This window comes from Brevundimonas sp. Root1423, assembly GCF_001426805.1.
Genome location: NZ_LMFL01000084.1, coordinates 907 through 3,004, shown reverse-complemented (window position 1 = coordinate 3,004; position 2,098 = coordinate 907). Strand labels below are relative to the sequence as shown.

General features: G+C 69.7%; 2 protein-coding genes and 1 pseudogene. 1 reads left to right on the top strand and 2 read right to left on the bottom strand.

What is annotated here, in order from left to right:
* Positions 1–386 (top strand): annotated as a pseudogene (locus tag ASD25_RS28370) (malate dehydrogenase); the annotation flags it as partial.
* Between the two features lie 238 nt (positions 387–624).
* On the opposite strand, the gene ASD25_RS28365 reads toward ASD25_RS28370, so the two are convergent.
* Both ASD25_RS28365 and zapE read right to left on the bottom strand, forming a co-directional pair.
* Complete coding sequence (locus tag ASD25_RS28365) at positions 625–1,158, bottom strand: YbjN domain-containing protein (RefSeq protein ID WP_055826807.1); 534 nt, start codon at positions 1,156–1,158, stop codon at positions 625–627.
* A 61-nt stretch (positions 1,159–1,219) separates the two neighbouring features.
* A partial coding sequence (zapE, locus tag ASD25_RS28360; protein ID WP_056621550.1) for a cell division protein ZapE occupies positions 1,220–2,098 on the bottom strand: 879 nt, incomplete at its 5' end.

Below are 2,098 nucleotides of genomic sequence, written 5' to 3'. Positions count from 1 at the left end.
CCCTGCCCGACGCGGTCAAGGCCGGCTTCCTGTCGCAGGCCGAGCTCGACGCCATCGTCGACCGCACCCGCAAGGGCGGCGGCGAGATCGTCGCCCTGCTCAAGACCGGCTCGGCCTTCTACGCTCCCGCTGAATCCGCCATCGCCATGGCCAAGAGCTATCTGCTCGACCAGAAGCGCGTCCTGCCCTGCGCCGTCTGGCTCTCGGGCGAATACGGCCTCAGGGACCTCTACGTCGGCGTCCCCGCCCTGATCGGCGCGGGCGGCGTCGAGAAGATCGTCGAATTCACCACCAACGACGACGAAAAGGCCATGTTCGCCAAATCGGTCGAGTCGGTGAACGGCCTGATCCAGGCCTGCAAGGACATCGACGGCTCGCTGGCGTAAGCTTCGCGTCCGCCGCAAACAACAAAGGCCCCGGAGCGATCCGGGGCCTTTTTGCTTTCGTCATCCTCCGGCGACACCCGCGAAAGCGGGGGGAGACCGGGGGACCCAGCGGCGCCGAAGGCGATCTGTTCACGCAGGCTGGTCGCCGACGGGGTCCGCGGCAGGTTCGCGCTCTCGCGCGCCTCTGGGTCCCCCGGTCTGCGCCGCGAAGGCGCGGCTTGCCGGAGGATGACGAACGTTATCGCGCCGCCGGAGCCGGCCCCGCCGCCTGCGCCAGCGTCTGCGCGAACTGGCGCAGCATCTGCAGCCAGATCACCGTCGGCTCCTGCAGCTGCTCCGTCCCCGTCGCGGTCAGCACCACGTCATACTGGGCCACCGCCCCGGCCTCGGCCGGCGTCGCCCCCGGTACGAAGAAGGCCTTCAGATAGCGGTTCTCGCGGTTCCAGGCGTTGATCTGCTCGACCGTGATCGGTCCCGAGAAGACGGCGCTGAACTGCACGTCGTCGCACAGGCTCGCGCCGGCGCAGTTGTAGAAGGTCAGGGTCCACGGCAGCGGCTGATCCGCGACGGTCAGCACCTGGGCCCCGCCGTTCTGCGCCGGCTCGGCCACCGACCCGCCCAGTCCGATGAGCCAGGTCCGGACCTCGGCGACAACCACCCCCTTGGTCGCGGCGGCCGGGGCGGCGGGCGCGGGCGCCGATCCTGGAGTCTGGGCCAGGGCGGGCGAGGCGGCGCCGAGGGCGAGGACGGCGAACAGGACGGGCAGGCGCATGGGAAATCTCCGGGGTGGCAAACTGTGGACCGGCGGTCCCAGCGGAATTGTGGCGACGACCTTACGACGTTCTTTCACGCGCCAGCCACTCGGCGCCCGACATTTCGTTGAGGCGCGACACCGTACGCTCGAATTCGAACGCCCCGACGCCCTTCGGATACAGGGCCCCGGGCCCTGCCTCGGCCAGGACCACCAGCCGCGTCCCCGCCTCGTACAGGGCGTCGATCAGGGTCACGAACCGCCGCGCCTCCTGCTGGCTGGCCGGGCCCAGCACGGGCACGTCCTCGACGAACAGGGTGTGGAACCGCTCCGCCATGGCCAGATAGTCCTGCGGCCCCAGCGCCGTCCCGCACAGCTGGTCAAAGGTCGCCCGCGCCAGCCCGCCGTCGGTGCGATCGATCACCACCTCGCGGCCCTGCACCTTCAGATGCGCCGGACATTCCTCCTGATCGCCCTTCAGATCGGCCCACAGCGCCTCGAACCCCGCCCGCGCATCGGCGTCGGCGGGGGTGAACCACACCCGGTCCCCCATCAGCCGGTCCAGCCGCCAGTCCCGCGCGCCCGAGACGCTGACCACGACGCATTTCGCCTCGATCAGATCGATGAAGGGGACGAACAGTTCGCGGTTGATCCCGTTCAGATACAGCTGGTCCGGGGCCCGGTTCGAGGTCACCGCCAGCACCACATTCTGCGCGAACAGGGCCTCGAACAGCCGGCCCAGGATCAGGGCGTCGGCGATGTCCGTGACCTGCAGTTCGTCGAAACACAGCAGCCGCGCCTCSGACGCGATCAGCTCSGCCACCGGCYKGATGGGRTCGTCSCCCTTCGAYTGGCCGAACACRGCCTTGCGCGTCTTCGCATCGCCCTTGCGCCACTGGCCGATCAGGTCGTGGACCCGGGCCATGAAGGCGTGGAAATGGGCTCGCGTCTTCCGCGGCTC